The sequence below is a fragment of the Methanococcoides methylutens genome, assembly GCF_000765475.1.
Classification (GTDB): Archaea; Halobacteriota; Methanosarcinia; order Methanosarcinales; family Methanosarcinaceae; genus Methanococcoides; species Methanococcoides methylutens.
Genome location: NZ_JRHO01000005.1, coordinates 143,323 through 166,459 on the forward strand (window position 1 = coordinate 143,323; position 23,137 = coordinate 166,459).

The window sequence follows — 23,137 nt, forward strand, 5'->3', positions numbered from 1 at the left end:
TTAAATACTGCTGTGCTTAATATGTTTGTTGGTTTTAATAGTATCGATGTGGCATTAGAAATCTCTATCCATGAGTTTAATCTTATCTGTACTCAATAAATTTACACTTTAATTTTAGAGCGGTACAATATAGTGATCACTTTCACCCTGCATGGTCTGCTCTTAAATATCTGTAGCCTCTTTAGTAGAATAAACATTAGATGATCATCGGTATTCACATGCACAGGACACTCCAGAAATATTTCGGTTACAGCGAATTCCGCCCCCTTCAGGAGGATATCATCAATGATGTCCTTAACAAAAAGGATACATTCGTACTGATGCCTACGGGGGGCGGGAAGTCTATCTGTTATCAGATCCCGGCTCTGATGATGGATGGTATTGCGATCGTAGTTTCTCCTTTGATATCCCTTATGAAGGACCAGGTAGATGGTCTGGTTAGCAACGGGATATCTGCAGCCTATCTTAACAGCACATTGAGCCATCGCGAGGTTCAGGAGACTACACGTGCTATTCTGGATGGCAACCTGAAGATCCTTTATGTTGCACCTGAAAGGCTTTGCATGAAGAGTACACTGGACCTTCTCAGCTACGTCAATGTCAGCTTGTTCGCTATTGATGAGGCACATTGTATTTCTCAATGGGGTCACGACTTCAGACCCGAATACCACCGTCTGGGATTCCTGAAAGAGAAATTCCCTGATGTTCCTGTCATCGGGTTGACCGCTACTGCCACTCCAAAGGTCAAAGATGATACTATCAAGCTGCTGAAATTAAAGTCTCCTTCTGTTTATGTGGCGAGCTTCAACCGAAGCAATCTTACCTATGATATAAGACCGAAAAAGGATTCATACGGCGATCTGGTTAAATATATTCAGGGGCAGGCCGGTAATTCCGGTATCATATATTGCAACAGCCGAAAGAGTGTAGAATCTATATCTAAAAAGCTCAACAATAAAGGTTTTCACACATTGCCTTATCATGCAGGTCTGTCTGATTCAAAAAGACATGAACATCAGGAACGTTTCATAAGGGATGATGTTGACATCATTGTGGCAACAGTAGCATTTGGAATGGGTATTGACAAACCGAATGTAAGATTTGTCATTCATTATGATCTTCCCAAGAACATTGAAGGCTATTATCAGGAAACCGGCAGGGGAGGCCGGGATGGTCTTGAATGTGAGTGCATCCTGTATTTCAGTCGTGGGGACTGGTATAAGATCAAGTACTTCATCGATCAGATGTCAAAAAAGTCAGAACGTGATATTGCAACTGTAAAGCTTCGGGACATGATCGATTATTGTGAAAGTACGACATGCCGCAGGAAGGTGCTACTGAGCTATTTCGGGGAGGAGCTGGAGTCTGATTATTGTGGTGGATGCGATGTCTGCCTTAAGCCCCGTGATACTTTTGATGCTTCGGATGCTGCAAGAACACTGTTATCCTGTGTGGATGAGGTTAATGAACGTTTCGGGATGACTCACATAGTGGATATCATTTCAGGTTCTATGGCAAAGAAGATCAAAAGTTACAAGCATGACAGGCTTAAAAGTCATGGCACTGGTGACGGGTACAGCAAATCTGAGTGGCTTGATATGGCAAGAGAGATGGTCCGACTTGGTTATCTTGACGTGAAAGGTGCACGATACCCTCTCTTAAGCCTGAACAAAAAAAGCCGGGAAATACTTGCAGGTGGTGAGGTTTACCTGACGCGTTCCTCTGATGCGGTCAGTGTGAAGGCTAGCAGAGCTAAAAGAAATACCTCAAAGACCGCTGCTTCAAAGGTTCCTACCTCAAAGACCACTGCTTCAAAGAGTGCTACCTCAAAGACCACTACTTCAAAGGGTGCTACCTCAAAGACCACTACTTCAAAGACCACTACTTCAAAGAGTGCTACCTCAAAGAGATCTACTGCTCCTAAAAAGCCAAAGAGGGTTCCAACGCCGATATCCCGCCCTGACAAAAAACTATTTGATAGGCTTAAGATATTACGGAAAAAACTGGCAGTGGATGAAGATGTTCCGCCTTACATCATCTTTGCGGATACCAGCCTTCGGCAGATGGCGGTAAAATATCCTATAAGGAATGAGGAATTCCTGGACATTACTGGTGTGGGTGAGTTCAAATTGAAAAAGTACGGACCTATCTTCATGGAAGAGATTGCCCGATACTTAAAAGGGTCGAAGTGATCCTTTGTCAAAAAAAGAAACTTAACGTTAGCTGGAAGATAAGGTCTCCGTATATCACCGCCGCTATGAATCCTGCAGTTATAGGTATCATGAATGGTAGGCCGGGTGTGACCCATACTCTCTCATCAATAAGTCCTTTTTCTGCATACATTTCCATTTTTGATATCGTATTCTCATCAAGTTTTGTACCATATTTGGTAAATTTATTCCTGATCTCATCATTGCCTTCTTCAAAGGTTTCCATCAGTCTTATATGAGGTTTGTCAAGCTTTGATACCGGACATCTGTATCCGACGAACATGTAATGTGGTTTCTTCAGTGTCTCTTTCAATGAAGGCTGACTAAGATTGTAAAGGAACAATCCTATTGGTACTATTATTGTCAGTATGACTGAATTGCCAAAGACGCTAAATGTGAAAAGGTTAAGCGGCGGAATCCCGTAAATTGGCAATTGTCTGCCGAATAGTTCTATTGCGGGATATATTGGCAATATAAGGGAGATAACCATCAGGACCTTTGCATCTGCGCCTCCAAAGGCATTCATGTAGAATAATATATAGACGAATGTAAAGATCAGTATGAATGAAATGGCTGTCCATTTTATGTATGGTATGCCGTATCTGAAAGCATCATAAGCCATGAATATGGCGCCTGCTCCAAGCATCTTGGGCCAGAGGCTGTTTGTCACTCTTCGTGTCTTGATGTCGGAGTAGCAGGCATATATAAGAAAGGGGGCGCAGACAAGCACCTTAAGTAGTTCGATCATTCACATTTTCTCCCATTTCTTAAGTTTAAGGACCTCTGAAAGCGTGCTTCCACGTTTGATCTCCTCGTAGAGGCGTTTCTCGTTCTTCTCTACCTCTTTTGCACGCCTTGCTATTTCATAAGCGCGTTCCTTTTCGATCACAACAACTCCGTTGTCATCACCTACGATGTAATCTCCGGGGTTGACAACCTGTGATCCGCAATTGATAGTGGCATTTATCTCGCCGAAACCTTTTGGGTCGCCTGCATTAGGGACGTTGGCGGTTGCAAATACGGGCAGTCCTATCCTTCTTATCTCATCAATATCCCTTACAGCACCATCAATGACTATACCTGCAATTCCCTTGTTCAGGCAACTGAGTGTGGCAAGCCCGCCCCATGGTGCAATGTGTGGACTTCCGTTGTAGATCACAATGACATCTCCCTCTCCGGCGACCTCGATGGCCTCAACACTTTTTGCCCAGTCCCCTTCAAATGTCTGTACTGTGACAGCTGTGCCGACCATCTTTTTGTCGGCTACCATGGAATGAATGTTCTTCATCGCACCTTTTCGATGCATGGCATCTGAGATATTTGGTGTGGAAACCTCTGATAGTAAGTTTCTGGTCTCCTGTTCCAATGTCTGGCGTTCAAATTCAGGGATCTCAATGGCATCAACACTTTCACGTATCTTTTTTGCAGACGCTGTCACATCATCTGATTGTGTGATGTTCCCTCCGACAATGACAATGCTGGCACCTGCTTTGACTGCCTGTGCAGATGTGGTGGCATCAAGTCCGCCTGCAGCTGCGACCGGTATGTTCACTCCCTGTATGATTCTTTCGAGCAAGGGGGTAGGGTCCTTTCCGGTCATCTGCTGGTCTATCCCTGCATGCATGTTGATATAGTCAATTCCCATCTTTTCCAGCTCTTGCGCCCTGGTGACCGGGTCTTCTACGATGATCAGGTCAGCCATAAGCTTGACACCGTATTTTCGTGCAGACCTGACTGCATCCTTAACAGTGGAATCATCTGCATTGCCGAGCAACATTACAATATCGGCACCGGCTTTGGCAGCCATCTCCACTTCAAATGCGCCGGTATCTGCAATTTTCATATCTGCAAGGATGGCGTGATCAGGGAATTCCTTCTTGAGCTGCCGGACAGCATTCATCCCTTCGCTTTTGATAAGTGGAGTTCCTGCTTCGATCCAGTTCGCGCCTCCCTGGATCGCTTCTCTTGCGATCTGTATGGCCCGGTCGATCTCCAGCAGGTCAAGTGCTACCTGAATTATTGTATTAATATGATCACCCATTTGGAGTTTAATAACGTAGTATACCTGAATAAGTATAAATCTAACCGGGTATATGGTTATAATACTTAAAAATTGATGGTATTTTATCCTCAATTATGGATCTGTTGAGTATGGTGGAAGATCAGCTAATAACCAAAAATCAGCGTGCAAAGCTTTTAGCTCGACTTCACAGGCACTTGTTCTGGTGTGGTGAGAGAATACCTGATGAGGTTGAGATCGAAGGCAAAATGATACCACTTCATGAGATCACATGGAAGCTTATCAATAAACCGAAGCTGACCGAGGAAGATAGGGTTTATATTGATCATTTTATCGTTGCTCTCAGGAAAAAAGCAAGGTCTTGTGAAAATTATCTTGAGGAAACGGATCTCACCCTTGAACAGGCCAAAGATGTTTTTGACAAGACTGCCGGACTTTTGCGTGCCATAATGGACCTTAAGGATATTGAAGAGCTTTCCGGTCCTGAACGCATGAAAAAGTATCAGGAAGAAGCTGAAAAGTGTAAACTTAAGGATGCAAAGAGCTGGATGAACTTCATAGCTGAACTTGAAGAATGATCCTTCAGCGCTCTCTTGTATTTTTACCTTTCTTTTTATATTCTCTTTTTTCATAGGCAAATATTATATTTCATGCAATTCTTTCCTCTACGAATGACATTCAAAGACCTTCATATCATTTCGATGAAATCCTTTTCGCGGGATATGATCGATCATATACTTGATACTGCTGAAAAGCTTGAACCAATAGCAAGCAGCAAATCGAAGTCCGATCTGCTGAAAGGTAAAGTGTTGGCTGTCATGTTCTTTGAACCCAGTACCAGGACACGCATGTCCTTTGAGACAGCAATGATGCGTCTTGGAGGAGATGTTCTAAGTCTTGGTTCTGTTGATGCAAGTTCTATTGCAAAAGGGGAGACACTTGCTGATACCATTCGTGTTGTTGAAGGTTATTCCAATGCAATTGTCTTGCGTCATAACAAAGAGGGTGCTGCCCAGCTTGCTTCAGAGTTCTCTTCGGTTCCTATTATCAATGCAGGCGATGGGGCAGGTCATCATCCTACGCAGACATTCCTTGATCTTTACACCATAAGGCGGGAAAGTCATCTTGATGGGTTGAAGATAGCTCTTGCAGGTGATCTTAAATATGGCAGGACAGTGCATTCGTTATGTTATGCTCTTTCTCTTTATGGGGCAGAGATCACACTTGTATCTCCGAAAGAGTTGCGTATGCCTGCTGAGATAATAGATGACCTTAAAAGTCACAATATAAAGGTCAGGGAAACCGATTCGATCGAAGAGGCCATCAGTGATGTGGACGTGCTTTATGCTACAAGGATACAGAAGGAACGTTTCCCTGATCCTGCTGAGTATCGTAAAGTTGCTAATAGTCTTCAGATAACTCCTGAGCTTCTGGAAAAAGCAAAACCGGAGCTTAAGGTCATGCATCCTCTTCCAAGGACAAATGAGATCGATCCGAGGGTTGACGGTACGGGCCATGCCTGCTACTTCAGGCAGTCTTTCTACGGTGTCCCGGTAAGGATGGCATTACTTGCACTTGTCATGGGGGCATTGGAATGAGTATGGAAGAAACTCCTATCCCGGAGATCCGGGTACATCCGATAAGAAATGGAACTGTCATCGATCACATCACTGCAGGACAGGCACTGAATGTTTTGAACATCCTTAATATTCCCAACCCCTCTTCTGGTGTTGTAAGCATAATTATCAATGCTCCGAGTGTTCATGGGATCAAAGACGTTGTTAAGATCGAAGGCAGAGAGCTGAATGTAGAAGAGGTTGACAGGATATCCCTGATCGCACCGAAAGCTACGATCAATATTATCAGGAATTTTGAGGTATCGGGGAAAACGCATGTGCACATTCCGGAAAAGGTGAGTGGTGTGGTGAAATGCATAAATCCAAATTGTATTTCTAACAGTAACGAACCTGTAACATCTAGGTTTACTGTTAAACCGGATGGGAGAAAGATCACTCTCCGCTGTTCTTATTGTGAAAGGACAATTTCAGAAGATATCGGGAATCACCTTCTCTGATCCTTCTCGAATTCTTTTCATTCAAACCTTTGTATTATTTTTTTAAAATTAGAGCTCATATAGAATTCTCTATCAAATTGTCAATGATTTTGATATGAATAATTAATTAAACTTAAAAAAAGGGTTAGAAACCCAGGATATCATCCATTGTATAGATGCCTGGTTCTGCGTTTGCTATCCAGATAGCTGATTTCACAGCTCCTGATGCAAATGCATTTCTTGAATGGGCCTGGTGTTTGACCTCTATGCGCTCACTGCCTCCGGCGAAGAGGACTGTGTGATCGCCTACGATATCTCCACCGCGTACTGCATGAATGCCGATCTCTTTCTCCCTTGGGGCGAGACCTTCTCTTCCGTATACGAAGTCCTTCCCGCCCAGTGTTTCACTGATCACTTCAGCAGCTCTCATTGCGGTGCCGCTGGGTGCATCCTTTTTCTGGTTGTGGTGAGCTTCGATGACCTCGATATCATAATCGGAAAGGTATTTTGCAGTTTCCTGCAGTATCTTGAAGAAGACATTAACGCCCATGGAGTAATTTGGCGAAATTATGCCTGTAGTATTGTTCCTGTTAATTGCGTCCTCGATAATTGAACGCTGCTCCGGGCTGAAACCGGTAGTTCCAATTACAAGGTCAACGCCTGCATCTGCTACAATTGGTGCGTTCACAACTGTTGCAGCTGCAATTGTAAAGTCTATTACTACATCCGTTTTTGACTCTTTGAGAACTGTTGCCATATCAGCAACATCGGAGACCTCAACATCAAGCTTTCCTAACTGTGCAACCTCTCCTACATCCTTACCAATGTTCACAAGGTCGAAGGCAGCAGAAAGCTGGATCCCATCCATCTCGATTATGTTCTCGAGAAGGAGTTTCCCCATTCTTCCTGAAGCGCCGGTAACTGCTGCGTTGATCATCAGATACACCCAAGTCCTTTCAGGCAATTGATAAGGGTCTGTTCATTCTCACTGCTTATAGGTGCAAGAGGCAATCTCAGATGACCTGTATTAAGTCCTATGAGCTCTACTGCACGCTTGACAGGGACTGGATTTGTTTCCGTGAACAAGGCACGGATAAGTGGTGCTATTTCGTAGTGGATCTGTCTTGCTGTTCTCAAGTCACCTTCATTGGTGGCATTTACCAGCTTGACCATCTTTTCCGGTACAACGTTTGCGACCACGGAGATAACTCCGCTTCCGCCAAGGCACGTTATGGGCATGGTCAGTCCATCATCGCCGGATATGACATTAAAGTCCTCATCCATCGTATTCTCGATAATCTGTGAAACCTTGTCCAGATCACCACTTGCTTCTTTGATAGCAACGATGTTATCAACTTTTGCAAGTTCGATGATGGCATCAAGTGGCATGTCCTGGCTTGTACGTGATGGTACGTTGTAAAGGACGATGGGCATTTCCACAGCTTCTGCGATAGCCTTAAAATGAGCAATAAGTCCTGCTTTGTTCGGTTTATTATAGTAAGGAGATATTACAAGAGCGCCAGTTGCTCCCGCATCTTCGGCATGCTTTGTCAGCTCTATTGCCTCTGCCGTGTTGTTAGAACCGGTTCCGGCAAGAATAGGCACCTTTGCACAATCAACTGCGATATCAATAAGCTCCATGTGTTCCGCAGTGGACAATGTGGCTGATTCGCCAGTTGTCCCGCAGGCGGCAATTCCGGAAACTCCACCATTTTCGACAAATTCGATATTCTGTTGAAGACCTGTCTTGTCTATGGTGTCAGCTTTTGTGAAAGGAGTTATGATAGCAGGTAATACTCCTTCGAACATAAAGATCAACTTCCCGAAAATTAGATCTTCTTTGGGTGTGTGATCTTGCGTGTAACGTAGCCTGCGACACGGTTTCTGATGACCTTGCTCTCGATAGTTGTGTACTGTGAAACGAGAAGCTTGTTCTGGTCAAAGTCTGTTGTGAATACGTCTCCGTGGTTGTCGATCAGGCGAAATGCAATGTTCTTGATGTTTGTCTGTCTAATATTTCCCATTATATATCTCCAGTGTAATTTAGATAGATATGATTAAGATTATGGCCATAATAGAAAACCTTTACATTTATATCTTTTGGATTGAGGGTACATCTTCCAGCTCTTCATTTGCTTGCATGTAGCCTATAGTAGCCTTCATGTACTTACTCTATGTCTGTTTTTCCCAAAAGTCGCTCCTGTGTGGTTGCATCATTGAAAACATTCTCGCGCACACCTTTGCGATTTATATAAAGACCTATGAATACAATTACCAGTCCAAGTTCGGCATTCATGCCTACCAGAATGATGCCTGCAAGTATCACGGTAGATGCCACGAGTCCTTTGAGTGCGCCTTTCCTGTATGATGCCAGTCGTGTACGACGGAATATCCTGATATCTCGCAGGGTCAGGAAAAGGACTACGCAATATGCTGCAATGGCTATGTATTGGTACATTTTTACCTTCCGTGTATTTTTGATATTTATGTCGATATCTTACTCATCTTCATACATTCCATGCATAAAATCCTTTGCCAGGCTGCATGTTGTCTGATCAGCAATTGTATTTGGAAAGCTAATAAGTGTGTTCCCTATAATGTCCATAAACATTTTTAATAATGCCACTCATGAGCTTGACCGGTGAAAAACATTAAGATAATATTCCATGTGGATATGGACAGCTTCTATTCATCAGTAGAGACTGCAGTAGATACGAAGCTAAAGGGTCTGCCTGTAGTTGTGGGCTCTGATCCAATGAATGGTGAGGGTAGGGGTGTCGTTAGCACCTGTTCCTATGAGGCACGTGAATATGGCATACATTCGGCCATGCCTATCTCAAAGGCCTATCGTCTTTGTCCCAATGCTGTCTATCTCCGTGTAAATATGCCCCTTTACAAAAAGGTCTCCGCAAATATAATGGATATTCTAAGGAGTTACTCTTCTAAGTTCCAGCAGGTAAGTGTGGATGAAGCTTATCTTGATGTAACTGACCTTGTATCTGATTTTGATGCAGCGGCTGATCTGGCATTGAAGATAAAGGAAGAGGTCCATCTCAAAGAAGGGATCACCTGCTCTATAGGTTTAGCTCCTAACAAGTCCATTGCAAAGATAGCTTCTGATTACCAGAAACCCGATGGATTAACCGTGGTAAGGCCGGAAGATGTGAGAAGTTTCCTGTTTCCACTGGATGTTTCAAGGATATCCGGCGTAGGCAAAAAGACCTCTTCCTTGCTTAATGGTATCGGCATCCGGACCATTGGTGATCTGGCAGGATACGATGTGCAGGCTTTGCGTGAACGTTTCGGTAAGTTTGGTCTTGTGATGCACCAGCTTGCAAATGGGTTGGATGATAGAAGTGTTATGGAGAGGGGGGATGTAAAATCGATCAGCAAGGAAGATACGTTTGACCGGGATACTTCTGATATGGATCTTGTGGAAAATGTGATCGATACTCTTTCAGAGAATGTACATACTTCCCTTTTGAAAAAGAAATACCTGTTCAAGACAGTTACCATAAAAGTGAGACTTGAAGACTTTACAACATACACAAGAGCAAAGACACTGGGTGCTTATTCAAGTGATCTTTCTGCCATCAAAAGGACCTCAAAGATACTTCTTCAGGAATTCAGGGGCAGGGGCAAGCTCCGGCTGGTGGGTGTTGGGGTTACGAAGCTTGACAAAATGGATGAAAAACAAACACGACTTACTGATTTTTTTTAACTCATGGGTAAAGTTGGCTCAGATCTGCAATGCCTGTGGCATATAATAATATCACAAGTGCCGGTTGATGCAACAAATAGATCAGCAATGATCTCTCTCCCATGTAACAGAGAGTTTTTACAGTCAACAGGTCTGAAATATTCGGCATCCTGTATATCAGGGATATCCTGTTGTAGTCTGGATATAATGAATTTCCCAGAAAGATCCCCAGGAGCAAAATTCCGAACCACGGGAAAATGGGGAAGTAATCATATGAATGAAATCCGTCCGATCGAAGTCCAAGCCAGAAAAGCCATGTACTCCCTATGGCAAAGGTCTGCATCCACGATCCGATGACAATAACAGGTATGGCAAGCATGAGGTTTGCCACCTTATATCTTAGGAATGGGTATGCAAGGATGATGGCAACTCCGATGAAATGGAGTATGCCAAACACGATCACACCGTCTCTGAGAAAAATGTAGCTGCCAGCAGTTATGATCATTCCCCATAGGAAAATCTTAAGCCCCCTTTTTGTGTATTTCATGAGTCCGTTTTCTGGATCATGTATTCTCTTTTTTCTGGAATTACTAAGGGACAGTGAGATTCCGACGATTATTATGAACAGTATTGCACTGAGCCTTCCAAAAATGAATCCTGCTCCTGATGCGAGGTTGATGTCATAGGCACCCATGTGGTTGATATCGTATAGTAGATGAAATCCAACCATCATTATGATAGCTATGCCTCTTAGAAGGTCTATTTCCCAGAATCGTTCATGAAGTTCTGTCATCCGTTCCCCGGCTTATCAGAATTAAGTTGCAATATCTAAAAAATGTATGTCAGAATAAATGCTAAAGTAAAAAACTATGAGTGCAAATTATCACTCAGGTTTTTTTCTTTTCTTGCGGAATGCAGATGAGAGATCAACTGCGTATGTTCCATCCTGTTTTATCGCCATCACAATTTCGTCACGCTCAAGAAGTGAGTTAAGGTTCAGTTCATAGGATCCAGGTCCGAGTATCCTTACGGATTCAACTCTTTCTCCTTCTTCCTCAACAACTTCTCTTTCCTGGTGCTCAATGCCTATTATATCATCAATTTCCTTGATGAACTGGTCTGCGGGATCTTCTACTTCTGTCTCTTCTTTTTCAGGCAGCTCTTCAGCAGCAACATCTTCTATCTCTGTTTTTGGTTCCATGTCCTTGACGTAGAGGAACTTGTTCCATCCACAGTTCGGACAGCCGCTTAGAATTACCTCGGCCCCGTCTTCAAATATTTTTTCGCATCGGGTACATTTGTGTGGCATCTATTCACCGTTTCCCCTATTGGTTGTGATATATTTAAAGATTTATGGCACGAACTTTTTGAAAGGTGATCATATCTCTGGTGAATATGGTCAAAATCTAACTGCTGAAGCGTGATATGCGCAACCTTTATCTATCATCACTCCGTTAGAAGGGCTACAAGCGTGAATACTCACTCTGAAGCGGGGTGGGGTAGCCAGGAGATCCCGACGGGCTCATAACCCGTAGACCGATGGTTCGAATCCATCCCCCGCTATAAACTTTCTTTCTGAGATTGTTTTGCTAAGAGATAACTTATTTTCTCTTTGAGTTTTTTGTATTGTCGCTTTACTTCAATATCTTTGACATCCGGTCGTTCATCTTTGAACGGTTCGTTGTTATTGCGTTGGCAACCTTTATCTACCATCAAATCGTTAGAAGGGCTGCAAGCGTGAATACTCACTCTGAAGCGGGGTGGGGTAGCCAGGAGATCCCGACGGGCTCATAACCCGTAGACCGATGGTTCGAATCCATCCCCCGCTATATTCTTTCCTTTTGATATAAATCTGATAAGAGCTTTCTATGTGTTTTTCTTGTTCTTAGAGGCCTTTTTTCAAAAGGTTATTAAATAAAGATGGCATTTTTGTGTCAGGTCAATTTAATATTTGCTACTTTCATATGAAAATTATACAGGATGATTCTTAAATGGTAATGGACAAACTCGGCAGCTCCCTGCAGGATGCACTAAAAAAACTGGTTGGCGCCGGCCGTATAGATGAGAAAACGGTCAATGAGGTTGTAAAAGATATACAGAGGGCATTACTTCAGGCAGATGTCAATGTCAAGCTTGTTATGAAGATGTCCAGTCACATAAAGGAGCGTGCATTGAAGGAGGAAGTCCCTTCAGGCATGAATCCTCGTGAACATGTTATCAGGATCGTCTATCAGGAACTTATCAATATTGTGGGCAAGAGTGCTGACATTCCTCTAAAGCCGCAGAAGATCATGATGATCGGTCTGCAGGGTAGCGGTAAGACAACTACTACCTCAAAGCTTTCACGCTATTTCCAGAGGAAAGGTTTGAAACCAGCTGTCGTTTGTGCTGACACCTTCCGTCCGGGTGCATTCCAGCAGCTCAGTACTCTCTGTACTAAACTGAACGTGCCGTTCTACGGTGAAGAGGGCAATCCTGATGCAGTTGGCATTGTGGAAAGGGGTCTGAAAGAGCTCGAAAAGAACGATGTCCTTATTGTGGATACGGCTGGCAGACACTCGCTGGAAGCTGATCTTATCGATGAGATGGAGCAGATCCACAAGGTCGCACAACCTGATTACAAATTGCTTGTACTTGACGGTGCTATTGGCCAGCAGGCAAGTGAACAAGCAAAGGCATTCAATGATTCGGTTGGCATTTCCGGTGTTGTGATCTCCAAACTGGATGGTACTGCTAAGGGTGGTGGCGCACTATCTGCTGTTTCTGAAACGAATTCATCCATTGCATTTATTGGGGTGGGTGAGACTCCGGATGATCTTGAGAAATTTGAGCCGGACAGGTTCATCTCCAGACTTCTGGGAATGGGTGACATTAAATCACTTATTGAAAAGGCAGAGGAGACATTTTCTGAAGAAGACATTGACATGGAAGCCATGATGAAGGGTCGTTTCACTCTTAAGGATATGTACTCCCAGCTTGAGGCCATGAATAAGATGGGTCCAATGAAGCAGATCATGCAGATGCTGCCTATGGGTGGTATGGGTATGAAACTTTCAGACGATGCATACAAGGTCACCGAGGATAAAATGGGACGTTATCGTATCCTTATGGATTCTATGACTGAGGAAGAATTGCTTAACCCAAGGCTTATCGGCAGTTCCAGGATCAAAAGGATCTCAATGGGTTCAGGAAGCAATCCTGAGGATGTGCGTGAACTTTTGAAGTATCATAAGATGATGCAAAACGCAATGAAAGGACTTCGTGGTGGAAAGTTCAACATGCAGAAAATGATGAAAAAATTCGGTATGTGAACGGATATGGAGGTTTTTGCCTCCTGTCACATTACAAACAATGTCTCATTAAACAGAAGATTGCTAACAGCTGTGATCTGCTAGCATTCAATCATTTTTGCGGGTATGTATTTAAAAATTAATTATTTATGTGTCGATATGCCTTTCATATTCTCTTTTTATCAAGGCTGAGCCTTTCCCAGTTCTGATTTTGCCATCATGTTAGAACCGAATACGTATACAATAATGATGAATCCAAGCCACATGAAATGTTTTCCGATTTCAGCTCCTCCGGCATATATGCCAGCTTGGTCCGCATATTTGAGCAAAAGACCAGTACCAAGAATCAGCATGTCGATTTTAGCGATCTTCCTGTTTCGTCTTGTGATCTCCAGATATTCCTGCCTTGCGACATTATACTCTTTTTTCTCTGCTTTCAATTGATCCCTTCCGTTTATGCATTGATTATCCTGTCAGCTGCTTTCCTCAATCGATTAAAGACCGCTGCTCCAATACCTTCCTTATTCAGTGTCCCATCGACTATGATGAGATCAATATTTGTACTATCAAGATGTCGCAGACCCATAAATATACTACGGGCAGCTTGTGATGGCGTATTCCTTTTCCCGAGGGAGTATATTTCATCGGCATTAACGACTTTTGCAGTTTCCTCGGTAACAAAAAGACCTACTCTTTCTCCTTCCCGATGGCAGTCCAACACAATCTCGGTCATTGCTTTGTGGACATCTTTAATGTTGCCTTCGATAAGAATTACCTTCGTCTTTGGTGAGTAGTGAGTATATTTCATGCCTGGTGAGCGTGCGACCTCACTCTCTTCAAGTGTTCTGTCTGCATATCCGATCCGTACATCACCAACACATTTCCTGATGTCTTCTGCGGTGATATGTCCAGGGCGCAATATGGTAGGTATGTCGCCTGTCATATCAACAACAGTGGATTCAAGTCCTATGTCTGTAGGGCCACCATCCAGAATGGCATCGATCTTACCATCCAGGTCGTTAAAAACATGCTCAGCAGTTGTGGGGCTTGGACTTCCGGACGTATTGGCACTGGGCGCAGCTAATGTTTTATCTGATCTTTGGATAAGCTCAAGGGCTACGGGGTTGTCTGGCACCCTCAGGCCTACGGTGTTAAGCCCGCCGGTGGTTACATCGGGAACAACGTCCTTTGCCTTTAGAATGAGGGTAAGGGGCCCTGGCCAGAATTGTTCCATAAGTTTGAAAGCGTTTGCAGGTATCTCTTCTGCAAGTTCAGAACACTGGTCTATATTTGCTATATGAACTATGAGGGGATTGTCGGCAGGCCTGCCTTTTGCCTTGAATATCTTATGTACTGCATCGGCGTTCAGTGCATCGGCACCGAGGCCATACACAGTCTCGGTCGGAAAGGCAACTGTTCCTCCTTCCCTGATTATGCCGGCAGCTTGTTTAAGTCCTGCTTCAAAGTCCTTATCATCACTTTTAAAGACCAATGTCCTGCTTTTCATGTTCATCTTGCGGGATACTTTATTCAGACTTTGCTTTTAATTTGCCTATGGGGCAAGATTCTTTTTGGCAGTCTTTGCCATACTCGTCGATGACTGATCCCTTGCATAGGCCAACGCCATGCCTGTGAGCTGCTCTTCCGATCATGTGGGCTGCAATAGGTGCGGTCAGGAACAGGAACAGGCCAACTGTTATGGCCTTTACTCCTATGGGGCTGAAACCTACCTTCACAAGGATGCTCATCATCACTCCGAAGGTACCCAGGGTGCCGATCTTTGTGGTTGCATGGAGCCTGTTATAGACATCCGGCAGGCGCAGTAGTCCGACCATGCCCAGGAACACGAAGAATACTCCGATCAGGAGCAGTATGGTACTTGCTACATCCAGTGCAATATCCATTGTTGTCAGAATACCGCCCCCTCATCAAGGTATTTGGATATTGTAACGGTGCCGACAAATGATATGATTGCAAGTACAAGGGCAACATCCATGAAGAATACTGATCCCTGCACGTATGAGTAGATACCAAGTATTGCAACAATGACCGTTGTCATGGCATCCACGGCTATCACACGATCGGGTATTGTAGGTCCTTTAATGACTCTGTATATGCATGGTATGATGGCGATGACCATGAATGTCAGTGATATGTCAAGTAGTAATGAGTTCATTCGAATGCCTCCAGTACATATTTTTCAAGATCATCCCTGATGGACTCACGCAATCCTTCTGGATCGGATGCATCGATGGCATGCACATAAAGCACTTTCCTGTCATCTGACACATCGATTGTAAGTGTTCCAGGTGTCAAGGTGATCGTATTGGCAATAGCAGTTATGCCTATATCGGTTTCTGTGCGTATTGGAACTGCAACAATTCCCGGTTTTATGTCCAGCTTAGGACTGAGGACGATCTTTGCGACTATGATGTTCGCTTTTATGATCTCGATCAGAAGGACTGCCAGGAACTTCAGCTGTTTTGGTATCTTCATTATTGTATTGGCGTATGACTTTTTCCTTGTGAAATCGTACAGTTCCCGGAATGGGTATATCACTATAGGTCCGAGTATCAGTCCCACCAGGAAGTTTGTGGAACTTATTGTACCGTGTACAAAGCACCATATCAGTCCAAGAGCTACTGAGTATATGAAATATCGTTTCATCTTACCACCCTCGTCATCACTGCATCAATATAGGGTTGTGGATCGATCAGTTGTTCCGCTATTGCCTGTGACAGGGCTATCAGCGGTTCAGCATAGATTCCAAAGACGAATGCCAGTGCTGCAAGTGTTATTATGGGTAATACTATCATGTAGGAAGGTTTGTGTGAGGAGTATTCTCCATATTTTTCAACGTCCCTTATCTCTCCCCAGAACATCAGGAGCCAGGCCCTGAACATGTAGAACAGGGTGAAGACTGCAAAGAAAAGGGCTATAGCAATGGGTATATAATACTCTGCAAGAAGTCCTGCGTCAAAGAGTACGAACTTTGCAATGAAACCACCCATTGGGGGTAGTCCTGCAATGGACATGGCACCTATCAGGAAAGCAACGCTCATTACAGGGCTTGTTTTCATCATTCCTCCCATTTTGTTCATGTCCCTTGTTCCTGCATGGTGTATGATTCCTCCTGAGGTCAGGAACAACATGGACTTTGCAATTGCATGGTTCACCAGGAACACAAGAGCTGCTGCGAGTGCATAGACAGTTCCGAAACCAATTCCCAGGAATACATATCCTATCTGGCTGACACTGGAATATGCTAACAGTCTCTTAACATCCTTTTGTCCGACCGCGGATACTGCTCCGATAATGATCGTTGCAAGAGCCAGGAATATTATGATGGGTTGGAATAGGTACAGTGCATCCCTGAAGATCAGGAAGAATACCCTGAGCATGCCGTAAGCACCGACCTTTATCATCACTCCGCTAAGCATTGCGCTGATGGGTGATGGTGCAGTGGGGTGCACATCCGGAAGCCAGTAGTGCATGGGGAATATTGCTGCTTTGTTTCCGAATACAACGATGAAGAGCAATGCAATAGCAAATATGTGCCATGGAAGAGTTCCGGCAGCGCTCATTGAGCTGATCTTGACGGAGAGGTCTGCCATGTTGAGAGTTCCTACGGTGGCGTAAAGAGAAGCTACTGCTATAAGCATTACAATGGATCCTATCATGTTCAGTACAAGGTACTTGAATGTGGCTTCCATCTTGTCGGAACTTTTAGTGACTCCTCCTTTCTCGTTTGCGACTACGAGTGCGCAGGAGGACAGCAGGAGTATCTCAAAGAATACGAACATATTGAAGATGTCTCCTGTCAGGAAAGTTCCGTTAAGTCCTGCTACAAGCAGGTTGAAGAGTGAATGGTAACTGGAGTTTAATGACTTGCCTTCTATGTAGTCCAGTGAGTAGAGGAGTGCGAGGAAGGATACAAGTGAGCTTAGTACTACCATTCCTGAACTTAGCAGGTCGGCTACAAGTATGATGCCGTATTTGCCCCATTCTCCTACTTCATAGACCTGGATTCCCCCGTTCCAGACCTGCCAGAGGAGAACGAAGCTCAATGCCATCATAATGAATGATGCTGTAATGTTCACTCCTTTCTGCAACCCTGCGTTGGAGCGCAAAAAGAGCATGATGGCAGCCATGAGTATTGGCACGGCTATCAGTAGTATTGGTAGGTGTGACATTTCTGCGATCATCCCCACAGCCTCCTGAGCTCACGTATGTCAGTGGTCCCATATTCTTCATATATCCTGTAAGCAAGGATCAGTATGAATGCTGTTGTTGCGAGGCTGATCACAATTGCAGTTAGTACAAGTGCCTGAACAAGCGGGTCAACGAAGTCCACATGTGTTGAGGCAGAGACTACAGGTGCCAGAACTCCATCTGCAAGATTATCGTTGAATATTATGCCGGATGCTTCTCCTTCATGCCCGGAGCCTGTGATGATGGGTACTTTTGTGCCATCAAATATTCCGGTAGAGACGATAAGCAGGTTCACCGCATGGGATAAAACTGACAGTCCAATTATGACCTTTATGATGTCCCTTCTTAGCATAAGGAATGTGCCTATGCCGAAGAGTAGTGAGATCGTAATTGTAAGTAATGTATTATTCATTGTCATCACCTACGTTCTTGAAGATGAATAGTAGTGATCCTATCACTACGAAATAAACGCCGATATCAAAGAGTCCGGCAGATACGAGTTCAATTTCTCCGAACAACGGAAGGTGGACGAACTCCACAGCACTCCTGAAGAAGTTATGTCCGAAGAACATCGCTGCGAATGCGGTCAATGATGCCAGCATGAGCCCGAATCCGAACCACTTGGCCCAGTCGGGGTCAAAGAATGTTTTTACATATTTCAGTCCGAATACTACATACATCAGTGCAATGACCGATGCGAACATCACGCCTCCGATAAATCCTCCTCCGGGGTTATTATGACCTGCAAGTAGCAGGGATATGGAGAAGAGGATGACCAGGGGGATGCATACTTTCGTTATTGTTTTAGTTATTATTGTGGTCATTGTTCCTCACCTCGGCTGTGTATCAGGTTGTATACTCCGAGTGCTGCAAGACAGAGTACTGATATTTCTCCAAGGGTATCATAACCTCTGAAATCCACGATGATCACATTGACGATGTTGTGGCCTCCTGCAAGTGGGAGACTGTTCTCAATGAAGTAGTGGGACAGGGATTCAAATGGTGCCATTATTCCCTGTGTTGCATTGAGCAATACGACAAATACGCTTGCTGCAACTGCCAGGGAAATTGCAAGGTCCCTGAAAAGGACCGATTTTGGTATTATCTCCTTGTACTTCTGTGGTATCTTTGTGATCGCAAGCAGGAATATTATTGTAGAAAGGGTTTCCACCAATATCTGTGTCAGGGCAAGGTCGGGTGCTTTCAGGTAAATGAAAAGCAGGCTTACTCCATACCCAAGTGCAGATAATGCAATAATGGCTGGCAGGTATTTCGGGAGAACTGCTGCAGCCAGGGCTGCCACAATTAGCAATAGTAGTAGAATTGCTTCATATGGGGCGATGCTAAAGTTCAATGTGGATGGTACTATGTTCGTAGCCAGGATGATGACCGGGATAGCTACCAATGCTATCATGAGAAGCAGCATTGCGGTCATGTAGTACTTGATGTTTCCTGGCTGGGTGATGGTAGAGAATTTGAATGCTTTTTCTTTTGCAGAATCCACTGCATTGTCATAGTAGTAATTGACGCTGATCCATGGGAACCTTGCATTGAACTTATCCTGCCAGGCGGCGATCCTGTCGTATCTGGTGTATATGAGGATGCCCAGTATGAATGTGGCAATGGTCATCATCAGGGATGTTGTGAAACCATGCCATAGCTTTACGTGCAGATGTGCTGTTTCCAGCAAGATGCCTGATACGGTTGGTTCAATTATGGTGTGTATCGGCAGGGATGGGACAAGTCCGAAAAGTATCACAAGCAGTGCCAGGAATGCCGGTGGTATCAGCATTGTAAGTGGTGGCTCGTGGATATGTTCCGGAAGATGCTCCTTTGAGCGCTCTCCAAGGAATATTCCGTCGATGAGCTTTATGGAATATGCGAAAGTGAAAACGCCACCAAGGACTGCGCATGCAGGGATCAGGAATGTGAACCCTCCTCCAAGTAGTGCTCCCATCTCGAGGGATGATTCATAGAACATTTCCTTACTAAGAAAGCCGTTAAGTGGTGGTACACCTGCCATTGAAAGGGCGGCAATGCTCGCCACGATGAAAGTTATCGGCATCTCACGCCGCAACCCGCCAAGCTTTCTTATGTCACGCGTAGCGGCTTCATGTGCAACGATACCCGCTACAAGGAAAAGGCAGGCTTTGAATGTTGCGTGATTCAGGAGGTGGAATGTTGCTGCTGCCACACCTATGCCCGGTTCGTGATGGGTGGTGTAGCCATACATGGTCATGATGTATGCCAGCTGACTGATGGTGGAATATGCGAGGATACCTTTAATGTCGGTCTGCCTGAATGCAAGGAATCCGGCTACAAGCATTGTAATGATACCTATTCCGCTTACAAGGATGAACCATGCATCTGTTCCTGAGAATATCGGGTGTATCCTTGCAACGAGGTAGATACCTGCTTTGACCATTGTTGCTGAGTGCAGGAAAGCACTGACTGGGGTTGGAGCTTCCATTGCGTTTGGAAGCCATATGTAGAAAGGACCCTGTGCAGACTTTGCCGCTGCTCCGATCAATATGAGTATAAGTGTTATAAGGAAGAGCTCGTGTTCCTTGATTGCATTGATGACTTGTGGGTCACTCATTATGGTGGCAAGGTCGAAAGATCCTGTGATGGTGCGTAACAGAAGGAAACCTGCAAGCATTGCAAGCCCGCCGGCAGCGGTGATGAGGAGGGATTTGGTGGCACCATAGATGGATTCAGGCTTGTGCCTCCAATATCCGATAAGCATGAAAGATGTGATACTGGTAAGTTCCCAGAAGATGAACAATTGTATCGTATTTGCGGAAAAGACCATTCCGATCATGGATCCCATGAAGAGAAGCAGATACTGGTAATATCTTTTCAGGTCCTCTTTCTGGGACATGTATCCATTGGAGTAGGACATGATAAGGACTCCGATACCGGATGCGATAAATCCGATCATCATTGCTAGTCCGTCTGCGTAGATTGCAAAGTTAACTCCTGCAGAGGGTATCCATGATATTGAGCCCTGTACAATATGCCCGTCTCCAAGTACTTCCGGCGCTGCCAGGCCGATTAGTATAAAAGATGTAAGGGCTGTGGCTGCTGCAAACCAGCCCACGCGTTGCTTTAATATCTTTTCCATTACGGGGATGAGCCCGGCAAATATGAACGGCAGGAATATGGCTGCCGTTATTGCATTAAATGAATCCATGTCTTCTCCCTAAATATAGTCACTATATATAACTGTTTTTCATTACAATTATAAACCATGATAAATCACTTTTCTATCTCCGGTCTATTTATAAGATTTTATAGGTATATATTAGATTTATGAAATTAACTTCTGATCAAAAGGAGCGGTATGCAAAGCACATCATGATGAAATCTATGGGTGAGGATGGACAAAAGCTATTGCTGGAGTCCCGAGTTCTTTGCGTAGGTTCAGGTGGGCTTGGTTCTCCTGTGATACAGTATCTTGCTGCAGCAGGCATTGGAACTCTTGGTATTATCGATGATGATGTTGTGGAGATGAGCAACCTTCAACGTCAGGTGATCCATGCAGGCAACCTTGGCAGGTCTAAAGTAGAGTCTGCAAAGGAATATGTGGAAAGCCTGAATCCTGATGTTACAGTGCTGGCGTATGATCTGCGCCTGAGTCCTGATAATGTTGAGGAGCTTATTGTTGATTACGATGTTGTTGTGGATTGCTCTGATAATTTTGCTACTCGCTATCTCCTGAACGATGTATGTGTGTTGCAGAACAAACCTCTATTCCACGGCAGCATCTTTATGTTCGAAGGCCAGGTCATGACAATTCTTCCTCACGAGGGGCCATGTTATCGATGTATCTTTTCCAGCTCTCCTTCAACTGATGCTGCAAGGTCTGCTGGGGTTATGGGCATTCTTCCGGGGGTGATCGGGACTATGCAGGCAACAGAGGTGGTGAAGTACATTTCTCGTCTTGGAAAGTCGCTGGTAGGGCGCATGATCTACTATGATGCCCTCGGAATGAGGTTCGATGAGATAAAAGTTAACAAGAATCCGAAATGTCCAGTTTGTGGCGAAAACCCAAAAATAACGTCGATTGATGCTGAAAATTACTAAATTCATGTGTTTTTGCAAGTAGGCTGCAATAGCCTTCAATTGCATGATTAATAGAAATGTTTTTATACGATATGTCGGTTATAGGAGTTTGCTTCGGGCAGCATGGTTCGAAGCAAATACGAAACAGAAGCGTTGTTCAGGATTCAATTTTACTGGACAACAAACAAGCAGAATGGGCTCGTGGTCTAGATGGTTATGACGTCGCCTTGACATGGCGGAGGTCCGGAGTTCGACTCTCCGCGGGCCCACCACAAATCTTTCAATTATGTCGATTCGATAGGTTTATATCGAAAAACGATATGTATTGGTTGCTCTCAAAGCCCAGGTAGCTCAGTGGGAGAGCGCTGCCCTGAAGAGGCAGTTGTCCCCGGTTCGAATCCGGGTCTGGGCACCAAAAAATGCATATCACACCAGTAGTGTAGCGGTTATCACCGGGCGTTGCCAACGCTCGAACCCGGGTTCGATTCCCGGCTGGTGTATTCTCTTATTTTTTTTGTTTTATTTCTCTAATTAATTACATTTTTTGATTATGTTTCATGTGCCTTTGCTCATAGAGTTTTATCGAATCAACTTGGGTCTCAATTCAATTAATTTACCTCTCTTTTTACCCATCTTATATCGGGTAATTTTTCATTTATTTCTATTATTGCCAAAGGGGTCTGTTATATTCCGTTCAAAGAGGTCATGTCTATATTTTTGAACGTTATGCTTTGTTTGGCCATATCCTGGATCTGTCGTGATTTAATAAGGTTGTAGTAATCTTTAATTGTGATTTGGATGTTTTTTAGATATCCTGTATAATGTATATTTGGATGAATGTTTATTTTTGCTTGATTAATTAGTAAATTTGGCGTAAAAAAGTCATCAATTTATGTGGTGGGGTCGTGTTGCAAAATTCTCCGATCCTTAATATATTCTAATCCTTCTGTTTATTTTTCAAGATTGTTATTGGTGAGTAAATTTACATTGATTTCTGGTTCTGAAAAAGCAATGCTAGTGCAAATCTGCATTAACATTTGATCGTTTGAAGTATCAAATCACCCTTGGATATAAATCCGTGGCACACATTGACACACAACGTATAAATACGAGTGAGCTATTGTAGGGGTGCTCTCAGTGAGCTGGTCGCTGTCGATTCTGACACGATCTACTGAGAGTTCGAAAAACGTCATACATTTTGCGTATATCGACACATTCTCCAAAAATGTGTCACAATCTTCTGATCAGGAAGGTATATATGCGATGAGATGTATTATGAGAATCCCGCACAACGTGCGTGGAATTTCAATCACCTCCATTTCAAAATCATTAGTGGAGACCGGAGCTTTTCCGGTCTGACGTTGAAAGTGGCAGTTCGGTTAATTCTGACTGATAGTGACTTTATCTATCAAAAGAACTAACCAACTATTGTGCAAAGAAAACAACTCTCTAATTAAACAAAAGAGTTCTTTTCCGACAATTCTTAGTTAACTTCCAAATTTTGTGTGCTTTAACAAATAACTCTGGTTGATCCTGCCAGAGGTTACTGCTATCGGTATTCGACTAAGCCATGCGAGTTAAATGTTC

Annotated in this window: 24 protein-coding genes and 5 tRNA genes; 12 read left to right on the forward strand and 17 right to left on the reverse strand. The window is 44.0% G+C overall.

The window, feature by feature from the left end:
- Positions 1–200 precede the first annotated feature (200 nt).
- Positions 201–2,192 carry a DNA helicase RecQ gene (gene recQ, locus LI82_RS02105; protein ID WP_236622645.1) on the forward strand — a complete coding sequence of 664 codons (1,992 nt, stop codon included), beginning with the start codon at positions 201–203 and terminating at the stop codon, positions 2,190–2,192.
- Between the two features lie 7 nt (positions 2,193–2,199).
- Here the strand turns inward: recQ and LI82_RS02110 are convergent, their stop codons facing one another.
- Together LI82_RS02110 and hxlA are read right to left on the reverse strand one after the other, a co-directional pair.
- Entirely contained in the window at positions 2,200–2,958 is a 759-nt protein-coding gene (locus tag LI82_RS02110; RefSeq protein WP_048193306.1) for an A24 family peptidase C-terminal domain-containing protein, read from the reverse strand.
- Complete coding sequence (gene hxlA / locus LI82_RS02115) at positions 2,959–4,251, reverse strand: 3-hexulose-6-phosphate synthase (RefSeq protein ID WP_048193307.1); 1,293 nt, start codon at positions 4,249–4,251, stop codon at positions 2,959–2,961.
- Positions 4,252–4,346: 95 nt separating this feature from the next.
- Between hxlA and LI82_RS02120 the strand changes: the two genes are divergently transcribed.
- From LI82_RS02120 to pyrI, 3 genes are all read left to right on the forward strand, one after another.
- On the forward strand, positions 4,347–4,808 hold the full coding sequence (locus LI82_RS02120) for a DUF5788 family protein (protein ID WP_048193308.1): 462 nt from the start codon (positions 4,347–4,349) through the stop codon (positions 4,806–4,808).
- Positions 4,809–4,901: 93 nt separating this feature from the next.
- Entirely contained in the window at positions 4,902–5,828 is a 927-nt protein-coding gene (gene pyrB / locus LI82_RS02125) for an aspartate carbamoyltransferase (RefSeq protein ID WP_048193309.1), read from the forward strand.
- A 2-nt stretch (positions 5,829–5,830) separates the two neighbouring features.
- Positions 5,831–6,304, forward strand: coding sequence for an aspartate carbamoyltransferase regulatory subunit (gene pyrI / locus LI82_RS02130; protein WP_048193347.1), 474 nt, complete (start codon positions 5,831–5,833; stop codon positions 6,302–6,304).
- A gap of 124 nt (positions 6,305–6,428) precedes the next feature.
- Here the strand turns inward: pyrI and dapB are convergent, their stop codons facing one another.
- From dapB to LI82_RS02150, 4 genes are all read right to left on the reverse strand, one after another.
- Positions 6,429–7,220: a 4-hydroxy-tetrahydrodipicolinate reductase gene (gene dapB / locus LI82_RS02135; RefSeq protein WP_048193310.1), complete on the reverse strand. Its 792-nt coding sequence runs from the start codon at positions 7,218–7,220 to the stop codon at positions 6,429–6,431.
- A complete protein-coding gene (gene dapA / locus LI82_RS02140; RefSeq protein ID WP_048193311.1) occupies positions 7,220–8,092 on the reverse strand; it encodes a 4-hydroxy-tetrahydrodipicolinate synthase in 873 nt (290 codons plus the stop codon). Before dapA ends, dapB begins: the two co-directional genes overlap by 1 nt.
- 20 nt (positions 8,093–8,112) lie before the next feature.
- Positions 8,113–8,307, reverse strand: coding sequence for a 30S ribosomal protein S17e (locus LI82_RS02145; protein WP_048193312.1), 195 nt, complete (start codon positions 8,305–8,307; stop codon positions 8,113–8,115).
- Positions 8,308–8,450: 143 nt separating this feature from the next.
- Complete coding sequence (locus LI82_RS02150; protein ID WP_048193313.1) at positions 8,451–8,741, reverse strand: hypothetical protein; 291 nt, start codon at positions 8,739–8,741, stop codon at positions 8,451–8,453.
- Positions 8,742–8,924: 183 nt separating this feature from the next.
- On the opposite strand from LI82_RS02150, the gene dinB reads away from it, so the two are divergent.
- Positions 8,925–10,004, forward strand: a complete 1,080-nt coding sequence (gene dinB / locus LI82_RS02155; protein ID WP_269078504.1) for a DNA polymerase IV — start codon at positions 8,925–8,927, stop codon at positions 10,002–10,004.
- 1 nt (position 10,005) lies between these two features.
- On the opposite strand, the gene LI82_RS02160 is transcribed toward dinB, so the two are convergent.
- A complete protein-coding gene (locus tag LI82_RS02160) occupies positions 10,006–10,776 on the reverse strand; it encodes a heparan-alpha-glucosaminide N-acetyltransferase (protein ID WP_048193314.1) in 771 nt (256 codons plus the stop codon).
- A 90-nt stretch (positions 10,777–10,866) separates the two neighbouring features.
- Positions 10,867–11,292 (reverse strand): Zn-ribbon domain-containing protein, encoded by a 426-nt coding sequence (locus LI82_RS02165; protein WP_048193315.1) that lies wholly within the window; start codon positions 11,290–11,292, stop codon positions 10,867–10,869.
- 179 nt (positions 11,293–11,471) lie between these two features.
- Between LI82_RS02165 and LI82_RS02170 the strand changes: the two genes are divergently transcribed.
- The 3 genes from LI82_RS02170 to LI82_RS02185 all read left to right on the forward strand — a co-directional run bounded on the left by LI82_RS02170 (position 11,472) and on the right by LI82_RS02185 (position 13,294).
- Positions 11,472–11,546 (forward strand) — tRNA-Met (locus LI82_RS02170).
- Positions 11,547–11,737: 191 nt separating this feature from the next.
- A tRNA-Met gene (locus LI82_RS02180) sits at positions 11,738–11,812 on the forward strand.
- A gap of 162 nt (positions 11,813–11,974) precedes the next feature.
- Positions 11,975–13,294: a signal recognition particle protein Srp54 gene (locus LI82_RS02185; protein ID WP_048193317.1), complete on the forward strand. Its 1,320-nt coding sequence runs from the start codon at positions 11,975–11,977 to the stop codon at positions 13,292–13,294.
- A gap of 161 nt (positions 13,295–13,455) precedes the next feature.
- Here LI82_RS02185 and LI82_RS02190 read toward each other — a convergent pair whose 3' ends face one another.
- The 9 genes from LI82_RS02190 to mbhE are packed head-to-tail and all read right to left on the reverse strand — an operon-like array spanning position 13,456 to position 20,678.
- Positions 13,456–13,713: a hypothetical protein gene (locus tag LI82_RS02190; protein ID WP_048193318.1), complete on the reverse strand. Its 258-nt coding sequence runs from the start codon at positions 13,711–13,713 to the stop codon at positions 13,456–13,458.
- 14 nt (positions 13,714–13,727) lie between these two features.
- Positions 13,728–14,786, reverse strand: coding sequence for an L-threonylcarbamoyladenylate synthase (locus LI82_RS02195; protein ID WP_330217362.1), 1,059 nt, complete (start codon positions 14,784–14,786; stop codon positions 13,728–13,730).
- A gap of 13 nt (positions 14,787–14,799) precedes the next feature.
- Positions 14,800–15,177, reverse strand: coding sequence for a monovalent cation/H(+) antiporter subunit G (mnhG, locus tag LI82_RS02200; RefSeq protein WP_048193320.1), 378 nt, complete (start codon positions 15,175–15,177; stop codon positions 14,800–14,802).
- Between the two features lie 5 nt (positions 15,178–15,182).
- The gene (locus tag LI82_RS02205) at positions 15,183–15,449 is read right to left on the reverse strand and encodes a cation:proton antiporter (RefSeq protein ID WP_048193321.1); all 267 of its coding nucleotides are present in this window, start codon (positions 15,447–15,449) and stop codon (positions 15,183–15,185) included.
- Positions 15,446–15,940 (reverse strand): Na+/H+ antiporter subunit E, encoded by a 495-nt coding sequence (locus tag LI82_RS02210; RefSeq protein WP_048193322.1) that lies wholly within the window; start codon positions 15,938–15,940, stop codon positions 15,446–15,448. Before LI82_RS02210 ends, LI82_RS02205 begins: the two co-directional genes overlap by 4 nt.
- Positions 15,937–17,478: an NADH-quinone oxidoreductase subunit M gene (locus LI82_RS02215; RefSeq protein WP_052402664.1), complete on the reverse strand. Its 1,542-nt coding sequence runs from the start codon at positions 17,476–17,478 to the stop codon at positions 15,937–15,939. Before LI82_RS02215 ends, LI82_RS02210 begins: the two co-directional genes overlap by 4 nt.
- Complete coding sequence (locus LI82_RS02220) at positions 17,475–17,897, reverse strand: NADH-quinone oxidoreductase subunit K (protein ID WP_048193323.1); 423 nt, start codon at positions 17,895–17,897, stop codon at positions 17,475–17,477. Before LI82_RS02220 ends, LI82_RS02215 begins: the two co-directional genes overlap by 4 nt.
- A complete protein-coding gene (locus LI82_RS02225; protein ID WP_048193324.1) occupies positions 17,890–18,309 on the reverse strand; it encodes a monovalent cation/H+ antiporter subunit B in 420 nt (139 codons plus the stop codon). The genes LI82_RS02220 and LI82_RS02225 overlap by 8 nt, the downstream gene beginning before the upstream one ends.
- Positions 18,306–20,678 (reverse strand): hydrogen gas-evolving membrane-bound hydrogenase subunit E, encoded by a 2,373-nt coding sequence (gene mbhE / locus LI82_RS02230; RefSeq protein ID WP_048193325.1) that lies wholly within the window; start codon positions 20,676–20,678, stop codon positions 18,306–18,308. The genes LI82_RS02225 and mbhE overlap by 4 nt, the downstream gene beginning before the upstream one ends.
- Before the next feature lie 119 nt (positions 20,679–20,797).
- Between mbhE and LI82_RS02235 the strand changes: the two genes are divergently transcribed.
- From LI82_RS02235 to LI82_RS02250, 4 genes are all read left to right on the forward strand, one after another.
- Complete coding sequence (locus tag LI82_RS02235) at positions 20,798–21,571, forward strand: HesA/MoeB/ThiF family protein (RefSeq protein ID WP_048193326.1); 774 nt, start codon at positions 20,798–20,800, stop codon at positions 21,569–21,571.
- Positions 21,572–21,745: 174 nt separating this feature from the next.
- Positions 21,746–21,822: transfer RNA gene (locus tag LI82_RS02240), tRNA-Val, on the forward strand.
- A gap of 68 nt (positions 21,823–21,890) precedes the next feature.
- A tRNA-Phe gene (locus LI82_RS02245) sits at positions 21,891–21,965 on the forward strand.
- 13 nt (positions 21,966–21,978) lie between these two features.
- Positions 21,979–22,050, forward strand: a tRNA-Gly gene (locus LI82_RS02250).
- Positions 22,051–23,137 lie beyond the last annotated feature (1,087 nt).

What these genes read in the sequence shown, in the direction of transcription:
- recQ (WP_236622645.1), top strand. Translation starts at nt 201, where the DNA reads ATGATCATCGGTATTCACATGCACAGGACACTCCAGAAATATTTCGGT.
- LI82_RS02110 (WP_048193306.1), bottom strand. Translation starts at nt 2,958, where the DNA reads ATGATCGAACTACTTAAGGTGCTTGTCTGCGCCCCCTTTCTTATATAT.
- hxlA (WP_048193307.1), bottom strand. Translation starts at nt 4,251, where the DNA reads ATGGGTGATCATATTAATACAATAATTCAGGTAGCACTTGACCTGCTG.
- LI82_RS02120 (WP_048193308.1), top strand. Translation starts at nt 4,347, where the DNA reads ATGGATCTGTTGAGTATGGTGGAAGATCAGCTAATAACCAAAAATCAG.
- pyrB (WP_048193309.1), top strand. Translation starts at nt 4,902, where the DNA reads ATGACATTCAAAGACCTTCATATCATTTCGATGAAATCCTTTTCGCGG.
- pyrI (WP_048193347.1), top strand. Translation starts at nt 5,831, where the DNA reads ATGGAAGAAACTCCTATCCCGGAGATCCGGGTACATCCGATAAGAAAT.
- dapB (WP_048193310.1), bottom strand. Translation starts at nt 7,220, where the DNA reads ATGATCAACGCAGCAGTTACCGGCGCTTCAGGAAGAATGGGGAAACTC.
- dapA (WP_048193311.1), bottom strand. Translation starts at nt 8,092, where the DNA reads ATGTTCGAAGGAGTATTACCTGCTATCATAACTCCTTTCACAAAAGCT.
- LI82_RS02145 (WP_048193312.1), bottom strand. Translation starts at nt 8,307, where the DNA reads ATGGGAAATATTAGACAGACAAACATCAAGAACATTGCATTTCGCCTG.
- LI82_RS02150 (WP_048193313.1), bottom strand. Translation starts at nt 8,741, where the DNA reads ATGTACCAATACATAGCCATTGCAGCATATTGCGTAGTCCTTTTCCTG.
- LI82_RS02160 (WP_048193314.1), bottom strand. Translation starts at nt 10,776, where the DNA reads ATGACAGAACTTCATGAACGATTCTGGGAAATAGACCTTCTAAGAGGC.
- LI82_RS02165 (WP_048193315.1), bottom strand. Translation starts at nt 11,292, where the DNA reads ATGCCACACAAATGTACCCGATGCGAAAAAATATTTGAAGACGGGGCC.
- LI82_RS02185 (WP_048193317.1), top strand. Translation starts at nt 11,975, where the DNA reads ATGGTAATGGACAAACTCGGCAGCTCCCTGCAGGATGCACTAAAAAAA.
- LI82_RS02195 (WP_330217362.1), bottom strand. Translation starts at nt 14,786, where the DNA reads ATGAACATGAAAAGCAGGACATTGGTCTTTAAAAGTGATGATAAGGAC.
- mnhG (WP_048193320.1), bottom strand. Translation starts at nt 15,177, where the DNA reads ATGGATATTGCACTGGATGTAGCAAGTACCATACTGCTCCTGATCGGA.
- LI82_RS02205 (WP_048193321.1), bottom strand. Translation starts at nt 15,449, where the DNA reads ATGAACTCATTACTACTTGACATATCACTGACATTCATGGTCATCGCC.
- LI82_RS02210 (WP_048193322.1), bottom strand. Translation starts at nt 15,940, where the DNA reads ATGAAACGATATTTCATATACTCAGTAGCTCTTGGACTGATATGGTGC.
- LI82_RS02215 (WP_052402664.1), bottom strand. Translation starts at nt 17,478, where the DNA reads ATGATCGCAGAAATGTCACACCTACCAATACTACTGATAGCCGTGCCA.
- LI82_RS02220 (WP_048193323.1), bottom strand. Translation starts at nt 17,897, where the DNA reads ATGAATAATACATTACTTACAATTACGATCTCACTACTCTTCGGCATA.
- LI82_RS02225 (WP_048193324.1), bottom strand. Translation starts at nt 18,309, where the DNA reads ATGACCACAATAATAACTAAAACAATAACGAAAGTATGCATCCCCCTG.
- mbhE (WP_048193325.1), bottom strand. Translation starts at nt 20,678, where the DNA reads ATGGATTCATTTAATGCAATAACGGCAGCCATATTCCTGCCGTTCATA.
- LI82_RS02235 (WP_048193326.1), top strand. Translation starts at nt 20,798, where the DNA reads ATGAAATTAACTTCTGATCAAAAGGAGCGGTATGCAAAGCACATCATG.